14 protein-coding genes and 1 pseudogene are annotated in these 18657 nt (G+C 73.0%); 14 read left to right on the top strand and 1 reads right to left on the bottom strand.

Annotation, left to right across the window (positions count from 1 at the left end):
• A partial coding sequence (locus tag G401_RS58800) for a hypothetical protein (RefSeq protein WP_211240895.1) occupies positions 1–1464 on the bottom strand: 1464 nt, incomplete at its 3' end.
• Between G401_RS58800 and G401_RS57980 the strand changes: the two genes are divergently transcribed.
• The 14 genes and pseudogenes from G401_RS57980 to G401_RS0131590 all read left to right on the top strand — a co-directional run bounded on the left by G401_RS57980 (position 1453) and on the right by G401_RS0131590 (position 18621).
• Positions 1453–2517 (top strand): tetratricopeptide repeat protein, encoded by a 1065-nt coding sequence (locus G401_RS57980; RefSeq protein WP_245601902.1) that lies wholly within the window; start codon positions 1453–1455, stop codon positions 2515–2517. The two genes, G401_RS58800 and G401_RS57980, sit on opposite strands and share 12 nt — an antisense overlap.
• Positions 2514–3305 (top strand): annotated as a pseudogene (locus tag G401_RS49765) (HAD-IIA family hydrolase); the annotation flags it as partial. The gene G401_RS57980 and the pseudogene G401_RS49765, both read left to right, overlap by 4 nt.
• Before the next feature lie 96 nt (positions 3306–3401).
• On the top strand, positions 3402–4115 hold the full coding sequence (locus G401_RS49760) for a phasin family protein (protein ID WP_064741898.1): 714 nt from the start codon (positions 3402–3404) through the stop codon (positions 4113–4115).
• A complete protein-coding gene (locus G401_RS53595) occupies positions 4112–4927 on the top strand; it encodes a hypothetical protein (RefSeq protein ID WP_051367417.1) in 816 nt (271 codons plus the stop codon). The genes G401_RS49760 and G401_RS53595 overlap by 4 nt, the downstream gene beginning before the upstream one ends.
• A 7-nt stretch (positions 4928–4934) precedes the next feature.
• Positions 4935–5744, top strand: coding sequence for a TlyA family RNA methyltransferase (locus tag G401_RS0131635; protein WP_027345645.1), 810 nt, complete (start codon positions 4935–4937; stop codon positions 5742–5744).
• 9 nt (positions 5745–5753) lie between these two features.
• Positions 5754–6647 (top strand): NAD kinase, encoded by an 894-nt coding sequence (locus G401_RS0131630; protein WP_027345644.1) that lies wholly within the window; start codon positions 5754–5756, stop codon positions 6645–6647.
• 67 nt (positions 6648–6714) lie between these two features.
• Complete coding sequence (gene recN / locus G401_RS0131625; RefSeq protein ID WP_027345643.1) at positions 6715–8460, top strand: DNA repair protein RecN; 1746 nt, start codon at positions 6715–6717, stop codon at positions 8458–8460.
• 418 nt (positions 8461–8878) lie between these two features.
• On the top strand, positions 8879–10057 hold the full coding sequence (steA, locus tag G401_RS0131620; protein WP_027345642.1) for a putative cytokinetic ring protein SteA: 1179 nt from the start codon (positions 8879–8881) through the stop codon (positions 10055–10057).
• A gap of 11 nt (positions 10058–10068) precedes the next feature.
• On the top strand, positions 10069–10998 hold the full coding sequence (locus tag G401_RS0131615) for a copper transporter (RefSeq protein ID WP_027345641.1): 930 nt from the start codon (positions 10069–10071) through the stop codon (positions 10996–10998).
• Positions 10999–11040: 42 nt separating this feature from the next.
• A complete protein-coding gene (locus tag G401_RS49755; RefSeq protein WP_051367416.1) occupies positions 11041–11937 on the top strand; it encodes a hypothetical protein in 897 nt (298 codons plus the stop codon).
• 32 nt (positions 11938–11969) lie between these two features.
• A complete protein-coding gene (gene murJ, locus G401_RS0131605) occupies positions 11970–13502 on the top strand; it encodes a murein biosynthesis integral membrane protein MurJ (protein ID WP_245601901.1) in 1533 nt (510 codons plus the stop codon).
• On the top strand, positions 13499–14617 hold the full coding sequence (locus G401_RS0131600; RefSeq protein ID WP_027345639.1) for a glycosyltransferase family 4 protein: 1119 nt from the start codon (positions 13499–13501) through the stop codon (positions 14615–14617). Before murJ ends, G401_RS0131600 begins: the two co-directional genes overlap by 4 nt.
• A gap of 4 nt (positions 14618–14621) precedes the next feature.
• Positions 14622–16775, top strand: a complete 2154-nt coding sequence (locus tag G401_RS49750; RefSeq protein WP_051367415.1) for a hypothetical protein — start codon at positions 14622–14624, stop codon at positions 16773–16775.
• A 163-nt stretch (positions 16776–16938) separates the two neighbouring features.
• Positions 16939–18621, top strand: coding sequence for a CTP synthase (locus G401_RS0131590; RefSeq protein ID WP_027345638.1), 1683 nt, complete (start codon positions 16939–16941; stop codon positions 18619–18621).
• Positions 18622–18657: the final 36 nt, after the last annotated feature.

Raw genomic sequence — 18657 nt, 5'->3', positions numbered from 1 at the left:
GAGCGTACGGAGCGTGGGTCCTATGGGGATCGGCGCGAGGGTGGCTCCCGCACGGGCGGTGACCGTCCGTCCTATGGCGACCGTGGTCCGCGTCGTGACGGTGGAACCGGTGGTTCCGGTGGCTTCCGTTCGGGCGGTGACCGTGGTGGCAGCCGCGAAGGCGGCTTCCGTTCCGGTGGCGACCGTCGTGAGGGCGGCTTCCGCTCCGGCGACCGTGAGGGTGGCTTCCGTTCCGGCGGTGACCGTGGCGGTAGCCGTGAGGGTGGTTTCCGGTCCGGTGGTGACCGTCCGTCCTATGGCGACCGTGGTCCGCGTCGTGACAGCGGCACCGGTGGCTCTGGCGGCTTCCGTTCGGGCGGCGACCGTGAGGGTGGCTTCCGTTCGGGTGGCGACCGTGGTGGCAGCCGCGAAGGTGGCTTCCGTTCGGGCGGTGACCGTGGTGGTAGCCGTGAGGGTGGTTTCCGTTCTGGTGGTGACCGTCCGTCCTATGGCGACCGTGGTCCGCGTCGTGACGGCGGCACCGGTGGTTCCGGTGGTTTCCGTTCGGGCGGTGACCGTGGTGGCAGCCGTGAAGGCGGCTTCCGGTCCGGTGGCGACCGTCGTGAGGGCGGCTTCCGCTCCGGCGACCGTGAGGGTGGCTTCCGTTCGGGTGGCGACCGTGGTGGTAGCCGTGAGGGTGGTTTCCGTTCTGGCGGTGACCGTCCGTCGTACGGCGACCGTGGTCCGCGTCGTGACAGCGGCACCGGTGGTTCCGGTGGCTTCCGTTCGGGCGGCGACCGTGGTGGCAGCCGTGAAGGCGGCTTCCGGTCCGGTGGCGACCGTCGCGAGGGCGGCGACCGTAGTGGCAGCCGTGAGGGCGGTTTCCGGTCCGGTGGTGACCGTCCGTCCTATGGCGACCGTGGTCCGCGTCGTGACAGCGGCACCGGTGGTTCCGGTGGCTTCCGTTCGGGTGGCGACAGCGGCGGTAGCCGTGAGGGTGGCTTCCGTTCGGGTGGTGACCGTGGTGGTAGCCGTGAGGGTGGTTTCCGCTCTGGCGGTGACCGTCCGTCGTACGGCGACCGTGGTCCGCGTCGCGACAATGGCACCGGTGGCACTGGTGGTTCCGGTGGCTTCCGCTCGGGCGGCGACCGTGGTGGCAGCCGCGAAGGCGGCTTCCGTTCCGGTGGCGACCGTGACGGTGGTTTCCGTGGCGGCAGCCGCGAGGGCGGCTTCCGCTCGGGCGGCGACCGTGACGGCGGCTTCCGGGGCGGCGAGCGCCGTGAGGGCGGCTTCCGGGACCGGGAAGGCGTACGCGGTGGGGACCGGTTCGAGGAGCGCGACGAGTCCGGCCAGCCGGACGCCCGCGACGAGCGGACCCTGGGCCCGGAGATCCCCGCGGAGATCTCCGCCGACGAACTCGACACCGAGATCCGGGCGGAGCTGCTCTCGCTGGCCCGGCCGGTCGCGGAGCGCGTGGCCCGGCACCTGGTGGCGACCGGGTATCTGATCGATGATGATGCCGAGCTGGCTCTGGAGCACGCCGTGGCGGCCCGCCGGCTCGCCTCCCGCATCGCTTCGGTACGCGAGGCCGTGGGCCTGGCGGCGTACCGGGCGGGGGAGTGGCAGACCGCGATCTCGGAGCTGCGGACGTATCAGCGGCTGACCGGGCGGCAGACGCATCTGGCCGTGCTGGCCGACTGCGAGCGGGCTTTGGGCCGGCCGGAGAAGGCCGTGGACATGTTCCGCGCGGCCGACCGGGCCAAGCAGACCACCCAGGAGGCCATCGAGCTGCTCATCGTGGCGGCCGGGGCCCGGGGTGACCTCGGCCAGAAGGACGCGGCCGTCGCGATGCTCCAGGTACGCGAGCTCACCACCGACGTGACGGAGCCCTGGGTGGCCCGGCTGCGGTACGCGTACGCGGACGCGCTGCTGGACGCCGGGCGGGCCGACGAGGCGCGCGAGTGGTTCTCCCGGGCCGCCGAGGTGGACGACGAAGGCCTGACGGACGCGGCCGAGCGCCTGCTCGAACTCGACGGGGTCAACATCGAGGGCGATGAGGACGACGAGGACGAGGAAGGCGTGTCCGGAGACGCCGTCGAGGGCGACCGCGACGCGTCGGGCGAAGGCGCCGGCGAGGACGGCGAAGACGCCGACGACGAGGACGACTACGACGACGAAGACGCCGACGAAGACGACGAGGACTACGACGCCGACGTAGACGACGAGGACGACGAAGACGGCGACGAGGACTACGAAGACGACGAAGACGGCGAGGACGAAGACGGCGGCCCCGACGTCGAGGACGACGAAGACGACGAAGAGGACGGCGACGAAGAGGACGACGACGAGGACTCGGACGCGTACGACGGTGAGGACGAGACCGCGTACGAGAACGGGCTGCCGCTCGACGACGCCGCCGACACCGACGAATTCGACGACGAGACCGATGCCGACTCGGTTCCCGAGCCGGGCCGCCTGGTGAGCGGGAACCCGACCGGCGGGCCGGCGGCCGAGGACGGGGACGGCAGGGCCGCGTGACCGATCGGCTCGTGGACGCGTACGACCTCGTCATTCTGGATCTCGACGGCGTCGTGTTCCTGATCGACCGCCCCATCACCGGGGCGGTCGAGACGTTGGCCCGGCTGCGGGCTGACGGCGTACCCGTGAGGTTCGCGACGAACAACGCCTCGCGGCGCGCGGGCGAGGTCGCGGACCTGCTGAACGGCATGGGCATCACCGCGAGCGCCGCGGAGGTCTCGACCTCCGCGGGCGCCGCGGCCGCCGAGCTGGCGCGACGCTTCCAGCCCGGTGACCCGGTCCTGGTGGTGGGGGCCGAGGCGCTGCGCGAGGAGGTCGCGGAGGCCGGGCTGCGCGTGGTCGCGAACGCCGAGGACAAGCCCGTCGCGGTCGTGCAGGGTTACGGTCCGCAGGTCGGCTGGGCTCACCTCGCCGAGGCCACCCTGGCCGTACGCGCGGGGGCCCTCTGGATGGCCACCAACACCGACCGGACGCTGCCGAGCCCGCGGGGGGCTTTGCCGGGCAACGGCTCTCTGGTGGCGGTGCTGGCGACGGCGCTCGACCGCCGGCCGGACGTCGTGATCGGCAAGCCGGAGCCGGGGCTGTTCCTGGCGGCGGCGCGCGACGCGGGCGCCCGCCGGGCCCTGGTCGTCGGCGACCGGATCGACACCGACATCGCCGGAGCCCACCATGCCGGCCTCGACAGCCTGCTGGTATTGACCGGTGTGAGCAAACGCGAAGATCTGTCCACTGTGGCGCCCGAGGAGCGGCCGACCTACGTCGCGGACGACGTGTCGGGCCTGTTGAAGAGCGCCTGAACCCGCTGCCGGTACCGTGGTACCGCGAGAACGTTGTTTCATACGGGGAACTCGGATGAGCGGGGTACTGGAGAGGAGCCGGTGACGATGGCCGACGCATGGCGGTCGTACCTGGAGTTGGCCTACGGCCTGACGAAGACGTCGCAGAAGAAGGCGCAGAAGGCGGTCAAGGAGCTCGTCGGCAAGAGCGGCACCAAGGCCGGCGAGCTGCAGACGATGGCCGAGGACCTGATGGCGACGGGGCTGGCCAACCGGGACGCCATCACCACCCTCGTCCGTGAGGAGCTCGACCGCGCGCTCAACCGCGTCGGCCTGGCGAAGGCGGACGAGTTGAAGGCGCTGAAGAAGCGTGTCGCGGAACTCGAGACGAAGCTGAGCGCGGCGGAGTCCGCGGCTGCCGACCCGACGGGCGAGGCGCTGCTGGACGCACCGGCCGGCGTGCCGGCGCTCGACGTGGCGGCGCCCGCGATCGGCATCGCGCCGGTCAGCCCGGCGTCGAAGGCGACGCCGCCGACGGAGCCCGACGCGACCAAGACCGCGGCGAAGACCGCGGTGAAGACGGTCGCGAAGAAGGCCGTCGCCAAGAAGACCGTCGCTCCGGCGAAGGCCCCCGCGAAGGCTGCCCCGGCGAAGACCGCCAAGGCAGCGCCCGCGAAGGCCGAGCCGGCGGCACCCGCGGCCAAGGCGGCACCGGCGAAGGCTGCACCGGCCAAGACGACGCCGGCGAAGGCGCCCGCCCGGAAGGCCGTCGCGAAGAAGGCGCCGGCCAAGAAGGCGACCGGTCCGGGATCGGCGCAGTGACCGACGAGTTCGACGACCTGTCCGCCTCGGCGCCGCACGGTGCCGGGGCGGGCGGTGCGCGTACGGGGTGGACGCCCGGCGGTGGTTGGGGGGCCGAGGACGCCGACGACGAGAACTGGGACGACTGGGACGACATCGAGCCCGCTGCCGCCCAGCCTGTCGCCGCCCAGCCCGCTCTCCCTCAGCCTGCTGACGAGGCCGCCGAGGCGGTCGCTGAGGCCGCCGAGACCGACGAGGTGGCAGCCGAGCCGCTCGGGCTCGGGTCGGTCGCCGAGGTACTGGCCGGGATGGCGGCCCCGGCCGTCGAGCGCGGCGGCGGCAACGATCTGGCGAGTGCCGCGGCCGCCTGGCTGAGGAAGCGCGACGGCGTTCAGCCGGTCGCCGCGGAGGTTCGAGCCGCTGAAGACGTTCCAGCTGCTGAAGACGTTCCAGCTGCTGAGGACGTTGCCGCTGCTGAAGACGTACAAGATGCCGGGGAGGCAGCCGACGGCTGGGCCGCGGCGGAGATCGCCGCGCTGACCCCTGCGCGACCGGCCGATCCGGCGCCCGTCGCCGGGCACGTTGCGGTCCCCGGGGGCGTCGCCGTCCCCGAGCAGGTTGCGGCTCCCGAGCCCATCGTGGTCCCCGAGCCGCCGAAGCTGGTCATCCCGCTGCCGGTCCAGCCGATCGCGCAGACCGGCCACCGGGCCGTCGACGAGGCGCTGCGTTCGCTCGACAACGCCGCCGGCCTGCCCGTCTCGGAGCAGGTGGCAGCCTTCGAAGCGGCGCATCGTACGCTGCGCGAAACGCTGTCCACCATCGACGAAGCCTGAGCCGTCCGTGGCCAAGCGCATCCGGCTCGACGCCGAACTGGTCCGCCGCGGGCTCGCCCGGTCACGGGAGCAGGCCGCCTCGCTCGTGGAGGCCGGCCTCGTCGAGGTACGCGGAACGCTCGCCCGCAAGCCGGCCGCCATGGTCGACCCGGCGGACGCGGTACGCGTACTCAAGGAGGCCGCCGGGGACGAGTACGTGTCGCGGGGCGGCCACAAGCTCGCCGGCGCCCTGGACGCGTTCACACCCGAGGGGCTGGTCGTCGCCGGCCGCCGCTGCCTGGACGCGGGCGCCTCGACGGGCGGCTTCACCGACGTCCTGCTGCGCCGGGGCGCCGGGCACGTGGTGGCGGTCGACGTCGGGTACGGGCAGATCGCGTGGTCGCTGCGGACCGACGAGCGGGTGACGGTGATCGAGCGGACGAATGTGCGAACGATCACACCCGAGACGATCGGCGGGCCGGTCGAGCTGACCGTCGCCGACCTGTCCTTCATCTCCCTGCGACTGGTCCTGCCGGCCCTCGCGGCCTGCACGGACGGCGATCTGGCCCTGATGGTCAAGCCCCAGTTCGAGGTCGGCAAGGAACGCGTCGGCTCGGGCGGTGTGGTCCGCGATCCGGCCCTGCGCGCCGAGGCGGTGCTGGACGTCGCCGCCGCCGGGTGGAATCTTGGTCTCGGCGTCGCCGGTGTCGTCGCCTCGCCGCTGCCCGGCCCGTCGGGCAACGTCGAGTTCTTCCTCTGGTTCCGCCAGGGTGCTCCGGCGGCGGACCCGGCTCAGGTGTACGCCGCGGCCGGGGCAGACTGGGTCGGGGACACCTAGGGGGAAGCGATGAACGGTCGGCCGGGGCGGGAGGCGCTGCTCGTCACGCACACCGGGCGCAAGGACAGCACCGAGCACGCGCGTACCGTCGCGGGAGATCTGCTGGCGGCCGGTTTCGGCGTACGCGTGATCGCCGACGAAGTCGAGGACCTGGACATGCCGGGCGTGACCCCGGTGACCGGGCCCGACGCGGCCCGGGGTGTGGAGATCGTGTTCGCCCTGGGCGGCGACGGCACGCTGCTGCGGGCGGCGGAGCTGGCGCGGCCGTGCGGCGCGCCGCTGCTCGGGATCAACCTCGGCCGCGTGGGCTTCCTCGCGGAGGCCGAGTTCGACGACCTCGACCAGGCCGTACGCGACGTGGTCGCCGGTGAGTACACGGTGGATTCCCGGCTGACCCTGGACGTCGTCGCGGAGCTGGGCGGGGCGGAGATCGCGCGGTCGTTCGCGCTGAACGAGGTCACGGTCGAGAAGAACTCCCGCGAGCACATGCTCGAGGTGCTCGTCGACGTCGACGGGCGACCCCTGTCGCGCTACGGCTGCGACGGTGTGGTGTGCGCCACGCCGACCGGATCCACCGCGTACGCGTTCTCGGCCGGCGGCCCGGTCGTGTGGCCCGAGGTCGAGGCGCTGCTGCTGGTCCCGATCAGCGCGCACGCCCTGTTCAGCCGCCCGCTGGTGACCGCGCCCACGTCCACGTTCCTCATCACCGTCGAGCCGTACGCCTCCGGCGCCCTGATGTGCTGCGACGGCCGCCGGACGTTCGACCTGCCGCCCGGGGCCAGGGTGACCGTCCGTCGCGGAGAGTTGCCCGTACGCGTCGTCCGGCTGCGCCAGCGACCGTTCACCGACCGTCTCGTGGCGAAGTTCGGGCTGCCTGTGGTGGGTTGGCGGGGCCAGGCCTGAGCCCGGGTGTCCCCGCGCGGGTACACGCTAGGTGACAGTGTCGTACATGTGGACTAATCTCCCTGGTGTGCTGGAGGAGTTGCGCATCACCGGCCTTGGGGTCATCGAAGACACGACTTTGCCGCTCACTCGCGGCATGAACGTGATCACCGGTGAGACCGGCGCCGGTAAGACCATGGTCGTCACTGGGCTGGGGCTGCTCTTCGGCGGCCGGGCCGACGCGGGCCGCGTGCGGGCCGACCCCGGCCGGGCGACGGTCGAGGGCCGGCTGCGCCTGTCCTCGCAGACCGCCAAGGCGGTCGCGGCGCGGGTGGTGGACGCCGGCGCCGAACCCGACGACGACGGCAGCCTGCTGCTCAGCCGGACGGTGACCGTCGAGGGCCGGTCGCGGGCGCACGTCGGCGGCCGCTCGGTGCCCGTCAGCCTGCTCGGCGAGATCGGCGAGCAGACCGTCGCCGTGCACGGGCAGTCCGACCAGCTGCGCCTGCTGCGCCCGGCCGAGCAGCGCGCCTCGCTCGACCGGTTCGCCGGGCCCGAACACGAGAAGCTGCTCACGGAGTACCGGGAGCTGTTCACGGCGTGGCGGCGGATCGAGGACGACCTCGCCGACCGCCGGCGCAACGCCCGGGAACGCAGCCAGGAGGCCGATCTGCTGCGGCTCGGGCTCGACGAGATCACCCGGGTCGCGCCGCAGGCCGGCGAGGACGAGGAACTGCGTACCGAGGCGCAGCGGCTGGAGCACGCGGAGGGGCTGCGTACCGCGGCGACCATCGCGCACCAGGCGATCTCGGGCGAGGACGAGGCCGCCGACGCGAGCAGCCTGGTCAACACCGCCCGGCGCAGCCTGGAGGCGCAGGCCACCCTGGACCCGCTCCTCGGCGAGCTGGGCCTGCGGCTGGAGGAGGCCGCGAGCCTGCTCGGCGACGTGGCGGTCGAGCTGTCGGCGTACCTGGCCAGCCTCGACGCCGACCCCGAGCGGCTGCAGGCGATCTACGAGCGCCGGGCGGCCCTGCGCGGCCTCACCCGCAAGTACGCCGACGACGTCGAGGGCGTCATCGCCTGGGCCGACCACGCCCAGAAGCGGCTGTCCGAGCTGGACGTGTCCGACGAGGCGCTGGAGGAGCTCGACCGGGAGCGTCAGCGCCTGGCCGGCGAGGTGGCCGGGGCGGCGGCCCGCCTGCGCGCGGCCCGCCTGGGCGCGGCCGGCCAGTTCGCCGACAAGGTCACCGTCGAGCTGGCCGGGCTGGCGATGCCGCACTCGCGCGTACAGGTGATGGTGCTGCCGCGGCCGGCCGGCAAGTCCGAGCCGAGCCTCGTCGTCGACGGCGAGGAGGCCGGGATCACGGCCGACGGGGCGGACGAGGTGGAGCTGCGCCTGCTGGCCCATCCGGGCGCCCCGGCGCTGCCGCTGCAGAAGGGCGCCTCGGGCGGTGAGCTGTCCCGCGTGATGCTCGCCATCGAGGTCGTGTTCGCCGGGGCCGGCGGCCCGCCCACGCTCGTCTTCGACGAGGTCGACTCGGGTGTCGGCGGCCAGGCGGCGGTCGAGATCGGCAAGCGGCTCGCCCGGCTGGCCCGCAGCCACCAGGTTCTCGTGGTGACGCACCTGCCGCAAGTGGCCGCGTTCGCCGATCGGCATCTCGTGGTGGCCAAGGACACCGGCGGGGCGATCACGACCTCCGGCGTACGCGTCGTCGAGGAGACCGCCCGCGCCCGGGAGCTGGCTCGCATGCTGGCCGGCCTGCCCGACTCGGATCTCGGTATCGCGCACGCGGAGGAACTGCTCGCGGTGGCGGCCCGGGAACGGGCGGCCTGAGACCCGGTTCACGACGAACGCCGGCGCCGCTCCCGTTCGGGGCGGCGCCGTTTTTTCGCGCCCGCAGCGCGCCGGCTTACCCACCCCGGATCCCGCTCCGAGAGCCCGGCCCCGGCCCCAAGATCCCGTTTGGATCAGGGATCCGCACGTAATCAAGGCCCAAGATTCGGGTGATTTTCCTGATCCAAACGGGATCTTGGGGGTCGCGGGGTGAGGGGTGGGAGTGAGGGCAGCGGGGGCGCGGAAAAAAGGATCAAGGCGGGCGGACGGTAACAAGATGGCATACGGGGACAGGAAGCGTACGGGTTGCCGGACCTGCGGCTGTGGCGTACGTTCGGCGGGGTTTCCGCGTCCCCACCGGCCGATCTTGCGCGTTTCGAGTAGGCGATCATGGCGTTGGCATGCCAGGATGGCCCCGATGCGTCTACCCACCTTGCGCCGGACCCGGAGCGCCGAACCGGGCACGATCACAGGCACCGCACGGCTCGACCGACGGACGAAGCGCCTCGTCGGCCGGCTGCGCGCGGGCGATATCGCGGTCATTGACCACGTTGACATCGACAGGGTGGCGGCCGATTCCCTGGTCGCGGTGGGCGTCGCAGCTGTGCTCAACGCCAAGCCGTCGATCTCGGGCCGCTATCCGAATCTCGGGCCCCAGGTGCTCGTCGAGGCGGGCATCCTGCTCCTCGACGACCTGGGCGAGGGGATCTTCCAGCACGTACGCGAAGGCGACGACGTCCGCGTCGAGGGGAACACGATCTTCCTCGGCGACGAGCCGGTCGCGCACGGCGTACGCCAGGACGCCGAGACCGTCGCGAAGTCCATGGTGGACGCCCGCGAGGGGCTCTCGGTCCAGCTGGAGGCCTTCGCCGCGAACACGATGGAGTACCTCAAGCAGGAGCGTGAGCTGCTGCTGGACGGGGTCGGCGTACCCGACGTGGTGACGCAGATCGCCGGCCGGCACTGCCTGATCGTCGTGCGCGGCTACGACTACCGGGCCGACCTCGACGTGCTGCGGCCCTACATCCGCGAGTTCAAGCCGGTGCTCATCGGCGTGGACGGCGGGGCGGACGCGCTGGTCGAGGCCGGGTACACGCCCGACATGATCATCGGCGACATGGACTCCGTCTCCGACGACGTGCTGCGCTGCGGCGCGGAGATCGTCGTGCACGCGTACCCGGACGGGCGGGCGCCGGGGCTGGCCCGGATGAACCAGCTGGGTGTGCCCGCGATCACCTTCCCGGCTGCGGCGACCAGCGAGGACATCGCGATGCTGCTGGCCGACGAGAAGGGCTCGTCCCTCATCGTCGCGGTGGGTACGCACGCCACCCTGGTCGAGTTCCTCGACAAGGGGCGCGGCGGCATGGCCTCCACCTTCCTCACGCGGCTGCGCATCGGCGGCAAGCTGGTCGACGCCAAGGGCGTGAGCCGGCTCTACCGGCAGAGCATCTCCGGCTCGTCCCTGCTGCTCCTGGTGCTGTCGGCGATCGCCGCCATGGCCGCGGCAGTGGCGGTGTCCACTATCGGCAAGGCCTACCTCGCTGTCGTCGCGGAGTGGTGGGACAATCTGATGTTCCAGTTGCAGCGTCTGTTCTAGGGATACCGACTGTGATCAACTTCAGGTACCACGTCGTGTCGCTGACGGCGGTCTTTCTGGCCCTCGCCATCGGCCTGGTGGTCGGGACCGCGGCGCTCAACGGACCCGCGGCGGACGCGCTCCAGGAGCGGATCACCGCGATGACCAAGTCCAACCAGCAGTACCGCGACCAGATCGCGAGCATGCAGGAGGAGGCCAGCCGCAAGGACGACTTCGTCTCCGAGTCGGCGCCCTACCTGCTGGGCGGCAAGCTGACCGGGCGGCGGGTGCTCGTCGTCACCTTCCCGGCCGGCCGCGACTACACCAAGGGCGTCAGCACCGAGCTGACCGCCGCCGGCGCGAAGATCACCGGCACGGTGAACCTCAACGACAAGTTCTTCGACCCGGAGAACGCGAGCGAGCTGCAGGAGCTGGCGGAGAAGTCGCTGCCGGCCTCGGTGCCCGCGACCACCCTGCCCTCCAACAGCGACGTCGTGGAGACGGCCAGCGCCCTGCTGGCCGCCGTCCTGATGGACCGCACCCCGGCGGTGGGCGCCAACGACATGAACACGGTCCTGTCGGCCTTCACCAAGAGCAGCTACCTCAGTGTGGACGGCAAGGTGTCCGGCCCCGCCGAGGCGGTCGTGGTGGTGTCGGGCATGCCCTACACCGACTCCGCCGCGTCGCAGAAGAACACCAACGTCCAGACCACCGTCGTGCAGTTCGACAAGGCCGGCCCGATCGTCGTCGCCGGCGTCCTGGGCGGTGACGGCAACGTCATCGCCGGCGTACGCGCCGACCCGGCGCTCGTGAAGACGGTCAGCACGGTCGACGACGCCTCCACGATGCAGGGGCAGGTCGTCGCCGCCCTGGCGGGCTGGGAGCAGCTGGTCGGCGGCAAGAGCGGCCAGTACGGCGTCGGTTCCGGTGCGACCTCGCTCATGCCGAAGCAGCCCGCGTAGGGACTGCCCGTAGCAGCCCGCTTATAGGGAGAGAACCCACACATGACCTGGGGACGGGTCCTCGGCCGCATCGCGCTGGCCGGGGCGGGCGCGCTGGCCGCGCAGAAACTCCAGCGCGCGCTGCGCGACTCGGACGCCGCCGAGCGGCTGGAACGCGTCAACTTCCGGGGCTCGACGGTCAGCCTGGCCGGCGGCCCGGCGCTGGCGATCTCGGCCGCCGTGACCAGCGCCGCCGGTGCGGGTGAGGGCCGCGCGGCCGCCGCCGCCCTGGTCGCCGGGCTCGGCTCGGGCGCGGTCGGGCTCTACGACGACGTCGTCGGCCAGCGCCCCGAGCACAAGGCCAAGGGCTTCCGGGGCCACCTCGGCGCTTTCCAGGAGGGCCGGGTCACCAGCGGCTTCGTGAAGATCGTCGGAGTCGGCGCGGCCGGGCTGGTCGCGTCGGCCCTGGTGACCAGGAGCCGTGGCCGCGGCCCGGTCCGCACGGCGGTCGACACCCTGCTCGGCGCGGGCGTGATCGCCGGCTCGGCCAACCTGTTCAATCTGCTCGACCTGCGTCCTGGCCGGGCCTTGAAGGCCGGTGTGATCGTCGGTACGCCGCTGTCGGCCGGCCGCCGGGGCGGGCTGGCGGTCGGACCGGTCGGCGCCGCGTCCGGGCTGATGCCGGCCGACCTCGGCGAGGAGACGATGCTGGGCGACTGCGGGGCGAACGCGTACGGGGCGCTGATGGGGACCGCCTACGCGGCGCGTACCGGCGTGTTCGGCCGCCTGGTCGCCCTCGCCGGCCTGGCCGGGCTGACGGCCGCCAGCGAGAAGGTCAGCTTCACGCAGGTCATCGAGAGCACGCCGGTGCTGCGGGAGATCGACGAACTCGGCCGCATCCCGTACGCGAAACCCGCGAAGCCCATCGCGCCACAGAAGCCCGTAGCGCCCCAGCAGTGAGCCGTATCGCCCGTGCCGCGACCCTCATCGCGGTGCTCACAGTCGTGAGCCGTGTGATCGGTTTCGGGCGTACCTGGGTGCTGACCCTGGCTGTCGGGCAGACCGATCTCGGCAGCGTGTACGCCTCCGCGAACGCGATCCCGAACATCATCTTCGAGATCGTCGCCGGCGGGGCGATGGCGGCCCTGGTCGTCCCGCTGCTCGCCGCACCGGTCGCCGCCGGGGACCGCGACGAGGTGTCGCGTACCACGTCGGCGCTGCTGAGCTGGGTGCTGGCGCTGCTGACGCCGCTGGCCCTGATCGTCGTCGCCGGGGCCGACTGGGTGATCCGGCTCGTCGCGGGGAACGGCTGGACACCCGAGATGCTCTCCGCCGGGGCGGGCATGCTGCGGGTCTTCGCGATCCAGATCCCGCTGTACGGGCTCGGGGTCGTGCTGATCGGCGTACTGCAGTCGCATCGGAGGTTCGCCTGGCCGGTGATCGCGCCACTGCTGTCCAGCCTGGTCGTCATCGGCACGTACGCGCTCTTCGCCGCCGTCGACGGGGCCCGGGCGACGCTGGCGGAGTCGACGTCGACCGGGCGGGCGATCCTGGCCGTCGGGACGACCCTGGGCGTCGTGGTGCTCAGCGGCTGCCTGCTGATCCCGCTGCGCTCGTTGCGGCTGCGCGTACGCCCGCACTGGCGTTTCACGAACCCGAACGTGCCGAGCCTGGCGGTCAGCGGCCTGCTCACCGTGCTCGCCCAGCAGATCGCGCTGATCGTGGCGTTGCGGCTGGCCAACCAGTCCGGCGGGGACGGCGCGGCGCTGGTGTTCACCGTCGCGCAGACCGTGTTCCTGCTGCCCTGGGCGGTGCTGGCGGTGCCCGCCGCGACCGCCGCCTACCCGGCCCTCGCCGAGTCGGCGGCGACCGGCGACCGCGACGCGTACCAGCGAGTCCTGGCCCGCACGACGCGGGCGGTGACCGTGCTGAGCTGCCTGGGGGTGGCGTTGCTGGCCGGGGTGGCGGGCCCGGCGGCCGCGTTCCTGTCGAAGGGCGCGGACCCGGCCCCGCTGGCCTGGGCGATCGCGGCGTTCGCGCCTGGCCTGCTCGGCTACGGCGTGGCCGCCCTGTTCAGCCGCGCCCTGTACGCCCGCGGCCGCCAGCGCGCGGCGGCGGTGTGCTTCGGCCTGGGCTGGGGCACCGCGGCGATCATGATGCCCTTGCTGGCCTGGGCGCTGCCGCAGCGGATCGCGGCGCTGGGCCTGGCGACCAGCGTAGGCATGACCGTGCTGGGTGTGGCACTGCTCGCGGCGGTCCGCCGGGACGGTGCGACAATGCCGGGACTGGCTCGCGCGGGTATCGCGGGCCTGCTCGCGGCCGGGCTCGGCGCGGCGGCGGGCAATGCGGTGGTGTGGCTGGCCGGTGGGCTACCGTCGGCGGCAGCGGGGGTGATCGTCCTCGGCATCGCCGCCGCGGTCGCGGTGATCGCCGTCTTCGGCGGTGTCGTGCTCCTGCTCGACGGGGGTGACCTGCGCGCGATCGCGGCTCGGCGGCTGCGGCGTGGCGAAGGGGGAGCGGCGTGACACAGGACTTCCGGGGACCGGTGCTGCTGGTCCTCGCGAGCAGCACGGGCGGCATCGGCCAGCACGTCCTGTCGCTGGCTCGGGGCCTGGCCGCGGCGGGCGTCGCGGTCACCGTCGCCGCTCCGGCCGCCACCGAGACGCGCTTCGGCTTCACCGCCGCCGGCGCGGCCTTCACGCCGCTGGAGATCCCCGCCAACCCCACGCCGGGCGATCTGCGGGCCGTGCGCTCGCTGCGCCGCATCCTCGCGGCGGTACGCCCGGCGGTCGTGCACGCCCACAGCCTGCGCGCCGGGTTCACGGCGGCGCTCGCCCGCCCGACCGCCCCCATCGTCGTGACCTGGCACAACGCGCCGTTGCGCGGGGGCGTACGCGGTGGTGTGCACGCGATGCTGGAACGGATCGTGGCCCGCGCGGCGACCGTCACGCTCGGCGCCTCCACCGACCTCGTCGACCGGGCGCGGGCCGCGGGCTCGACCGACGCCCGGCTGTGGGAGGTCGGCGCCCCGGTACGCGAGCCGGCCCGGCGCGGCCGGGAACGCGTCCGCGCGGAGCTGGGACTGTCGGCGTCGGCGCCGCTGGTGCTGTCCGTCGGCCGCCTGCACCCGCAGAAGCGTTACGACCTGCTGGTCTCGGCGGCCGCCCGATGGCGTACCGAGGTGCCGGGGCTGAAGGTCGTCATCGCCGGCAGCGGACCGTCCTATCTGGACCTGGCCGCCCAGATCTCGGCCGATCACGCCCCCGTGCAGCTGCTCGGCCACCGCGACGACGTACCCGACCTGCTCGTCGCCGCCGATCTCGGCGTGGTGTGCAGCGACTGGGAGGCCCGGCAGCTGTTCGCCCAGGAGGCCCTGTCGGCCGGCCTGCCGCTCGTCGCGACCCGGGTCGGCGGCCTGCCCGAACTGGTCGGCGACGCCGCCGAGTTCATCGAACCGGACAGCGTCGACGCGCTCGACAAGGCCGTACGCCGCCTCCTCGACGACCCCGCCCGCCGCTCGGCGCTGGCCGCGTCCGGCCGGGAACGGGCGGCCGCCTGGCCGGGCGCGGAGGACATGCTCCATCGGACGATCGACCTGTACGCCGGCCTCCTCGACCGGGCACCGGCGTCCAGGGACTGATCAGATGCGACCCCTCGCCGCCCTCCTCGCCCTCCTCGCCGCGCTCGCACTGCCCGCGCCCGCGTACGCCGGCGAGCCCGAGACCCCGTCCACCCGGGCCGACTACGTGATCGTGGCCGGCGTACCCGGGCTGCGCTGGGAGGACCTCTCCCCGGCCGCGACGCCGAACCTGTGGCACCTGGCGGAGCAGGGCTCGATCGGCTCCCTCTCGGTACGCTCCGCCGTCAGCCCGACCTGCCCCGGCGACGGGTGGACGACCCTGTCGGCGGGCAATTACGCGTACCGCGGGCTGTCGGGGAACCCGCCGAAGGTGACCGGGCCGTGCCCGCGCGGCGACGAGCAGGTCACCCGGACCAAGGACGGGCTCGGCGCGTCCCTGCCGGTCGACGAGCAGCGGCTGATCATCTTCAACAACAGCAAGAACTCCTGGGGAGCCGTGCCGAGCGCGCTGCCCAACGCCGTACGCTGCACGGTCGCCGTCGGCCCCGGCGCGGCGGTCGCGACCGTGCGCCCGTACGGCCGGGTGGACCGGTACGAGCCGGCGGTCCCGGACGACGCGGCACAGCTGGCGGCCCTGTTCGGGTCGTGCGTGCTGTCGGTCGCCGACCTCGGCACGGTCGACGCCCAGCTGCCGGCCGACCGGCGCGCCCAGGCCGCCCAGGCCGACGCGCTGCTGGCCAAGGTCCTCGCGGCTCGGCCGCCGAACTCCACGGTGATCGTCGCGGGCGTCTCGGACACCGCCGCCACCGACCAGAGCCTGCACGTCGCCATCGTCGACGGCCCCGGCTGGGCCGGCGGCTGGCTCACCTCGGCCGGCACCGGCCGCAACGGCTACATCCAGCTCATCGACCTCGCGCCCACGATCCTGCACGTCCTCGGCCGGCCCGCGCCGGGCAAGCTGTTCCGGGGCACGGCCGCCCTGCCCGCCCAGGGACGGCCGACGGACCTGAACGCGGCGATCGGCGTACCGGCCGGGGCCGACCTGCAGGCCAGGGTGCAGAAGGGCGTCGCGGGCTGGTTCTTCGGCGTCCTGATGGCCGTCCAGCTCGCCGCCTTCGTCGCGGTCGGCTTCCTGCTGCGCCGCTCGTACACGAAGGCGGGCCTGCCGACCCGGTTCGTCCGCGGCATCCCCCGGTGGAACAGCTGGGCCGAGCTCACCCTCGTCGCGGCGGCCGTCGCGATCCCGGCCGCCCTCGCCGCCGGGCTCGTCCCGTGGTGGAAGTCGGGCCATCCGGGCTGGGTGTTCTGGGGCCTCACGCTGGCCGGGATCGTCCTCGCGACCGTGGTCGTCCGGCTGCTGCCGCCGTTCCGGCGTACGCTCGGCCCGGCCGGCATGGTGGCCGCGCTGGCCGCGGTGGCGGTCGGCGTCGACCTGGCGACGGGCGCGAAGTTGCAGCTCAACGGGGTTGCCGGCTACTCGGCGCTGGAAGGCGGCCGGTACTCCGGCCTCGGCGTGGTGGGCCTGGGCGTGTTCATCTCCGGCGTGCTGCTGGCGGCGGGCTGCCTCGCGCAGATCGCGCCGCGCCGGCACCGGCCGTGGGTCGTGGGCAGTCTCGGGGGCCTGGCGGTCGTCTTCGTCGGCGACCCGTACCTCGGTGCGGACGCGGGCGGCGCGATCGCATTGACGGCCGGGGTCTGCGTGGCCGCGGCGATCTGCACCGGCGGCTGGCTGACCATCACGCGGCTGGTGTACGCCACCCTCGCGGGCGTCCTGGTGACCGGCGTGTTCGCCGCGATCGACCTGCACCGCCCCGAGGCCGACCGGGGCAGCCTGGGCCGGTTCATCACCCAGCTGCTGCACGGCTCCACGGGGCTGACCGTGCACCGGCTCAGCGAGTCCAACGTGACGGCCTTCGTCGGTACGCCGCTGACCCTGCTCGCCATCGGTGCGGCGATCTTCGTCTGGTCGGTGCTGCTGCGCCCCTGGGGCGGCCTGAAGCGGCTGTTCGGCGTCTACCCGGCCGTACGCGCGGCGGTCACCGGCATCGCCGTCGCGACGATCCTGGCCGGACTGGTCGGCGGGGCCGCCCTGAACGTCGCCGGGGCCGCCGCCGCGACCGTGGTCCCGTTGCTGGCCCTCGGCGCCCTGCGCGTACGCGGACACGCCGACGAGCGGACGGTCGCGCAGGACCAGGAAGCGGACGTCCTGCTCAGCTGAGGCTGATCTTGGTGATGTGGCTCGCGCCTCACCGGCACCCGGGCCAAGTCATGTTAGGCTCAAATCCCGTGGATCGTGCGGCTGATTTTTCCTGGGCAAGACTGCCTGCGCAAACAGCTCAGCACACCGAGGTGAACCTTCAACTAACCACGGGAGCAATGCAGTGAGCCCTTCGGCCAGGACCACTCCGACTCGGCACATCTTCGTCACCGGGGGTGTCGCCTCCTCGCTCGGCAAGGGCCTCACCGCCTCCAGCCTCGGCAATCTGCTCACCGCGCGGGGACTGCGCGTCGTCATGCAGAAGCTGGACCCCTACCTCAACGTCGACCCCGGGACGATGAACCCGTTCCAGCACGGCGAGGTGTTCGTCACCGACGACGGCGCCGAGACCGACCTCGACGTCGGGCACTACGAGCGCTTCCTCGACCGGGACCTGTCGGGCAAGGCGAACGTCACGACCGGCCAGATCTACTCGGCGGTCATCGCCAAGGAGCGGCGCGGCGAGTACCTCGGCGACACCGTCCAGGTCATCCCGCACATCACCAACGAGATCAAGATGCGCATCCGGGCGATGGCCGACGCCGACGAGGAGGGCCGCCGCCCCGACGTCGTCATCACCGAGGTCGGCGGGACCGTCGGCGACATCGAGAGCCTGCCGTTCCTGGAGGCCATCCGCCAGATCCGCCACGACGTCGGCCGGGAGAACGTGTTCTACCTGCACGTCTCGCTGGTGCCGTTCCTCGCCCCGTCCGGCGAGCTGAAGACCAAGCCGACCCAGCACTCGGTCGCCGCCCTGCGCAACATCGGCATCCAGCCCGACGCGCTGGTCTGCCGGTCGGACCGCGAGATCCCCGACGGCATGAAGCGCAAGCTCGCGCTCTACTGCGACGTCGACGCCGAGGCCGTCATCTCGGCCGCGGACGCGCCCAGCATCTACGACATCCCCAAGGTCCTGCACCGCGAGGGCCTCGACGTCTACGTCGTACGCCGGCTCGGCCTGCCGTTCCGCGACGTGGACTGGTCGCGCTGGGACGACCTGCTCGAGCGCGTCCACAGCCCGAAGGCGGAGCTGACGATCGCCCTGGTCGGCAAGTACATCGACCTGCCGGACGCGTACCTGTCGGTGTCGGAGGCCATCCGGGCGGGCGGCTTCGCCCACCGGGCCAAGATCAAGCTCCGCTGGGTCGGCAGCGACGACTGCGAGACCGCCGAGGGCGCGGCCAAGGCGCTCAACGGCGTCGACGGCATCGTGATCCCGGGCGGCTTCGGCGTCCGCGGCATCGAAGGCAAGATCGGCGCGATCCGGCACGCCCGCGAGAACCGCATCCCGACCCTCGGCCTGTGCCTCGGCCTGCAGTGCATGACCATCGAGGTCGCCCGCAACCTGGCCGGCCTCGCCCACGCCAACTCGCTCGAATTCGACGAGCGCGCCCCCGAGCCGATCATCTCCACCATGGCCGACCAGGAGGACATCGTCGCCGGCCTCGGGGACATGGGCGGCACGATGCGGCTCGGCGCGTACCCGGCGGAGCTCAAGCCCGGGTCGATCGTGGCCGAGGTCTACGGCGTCACCAGCGTCTCCGAGCGCCACCGCCACCGGTACGAGGTCAACAACGCGTACCGGGGCAAGCTGGAGGAGGCCGGGCTGCGCGTCTCCGGCACGTCGCCGGACGGCCGCCTCGTCGAGTTCGTCGAGCTCGACCGGGAGATCCACCCGTACTTCGTGGCGACGCAGGCGCACCCGGAGCTCAAGAGCCGCCCGACGCGCCCGCACCCGCTCTTCGCCGGCTTCGTCAAGGCGTCGCTGTCCTACGCGGCCGGAGACCGCCTCCCCATCGACGAGTAACCCCCACGCTGCCAAGATCCCGTTTGGATCAGGGAA

This window comes from Hamadaea tsunoensis DSM 44101 (assembly GCF_000428945.1).
GTDB lineage: Bacteria > Actinomycetota > Actinomycetes > Mycobacteriales > Micromonosporaceae > Hamadaea > Hamadaea tsunoensis.
The sequence above is the reverse complement of the archived record's forward strand: the minus strand, read 5'-3'. Positions and strand labels throughout refer to the sequence as shown.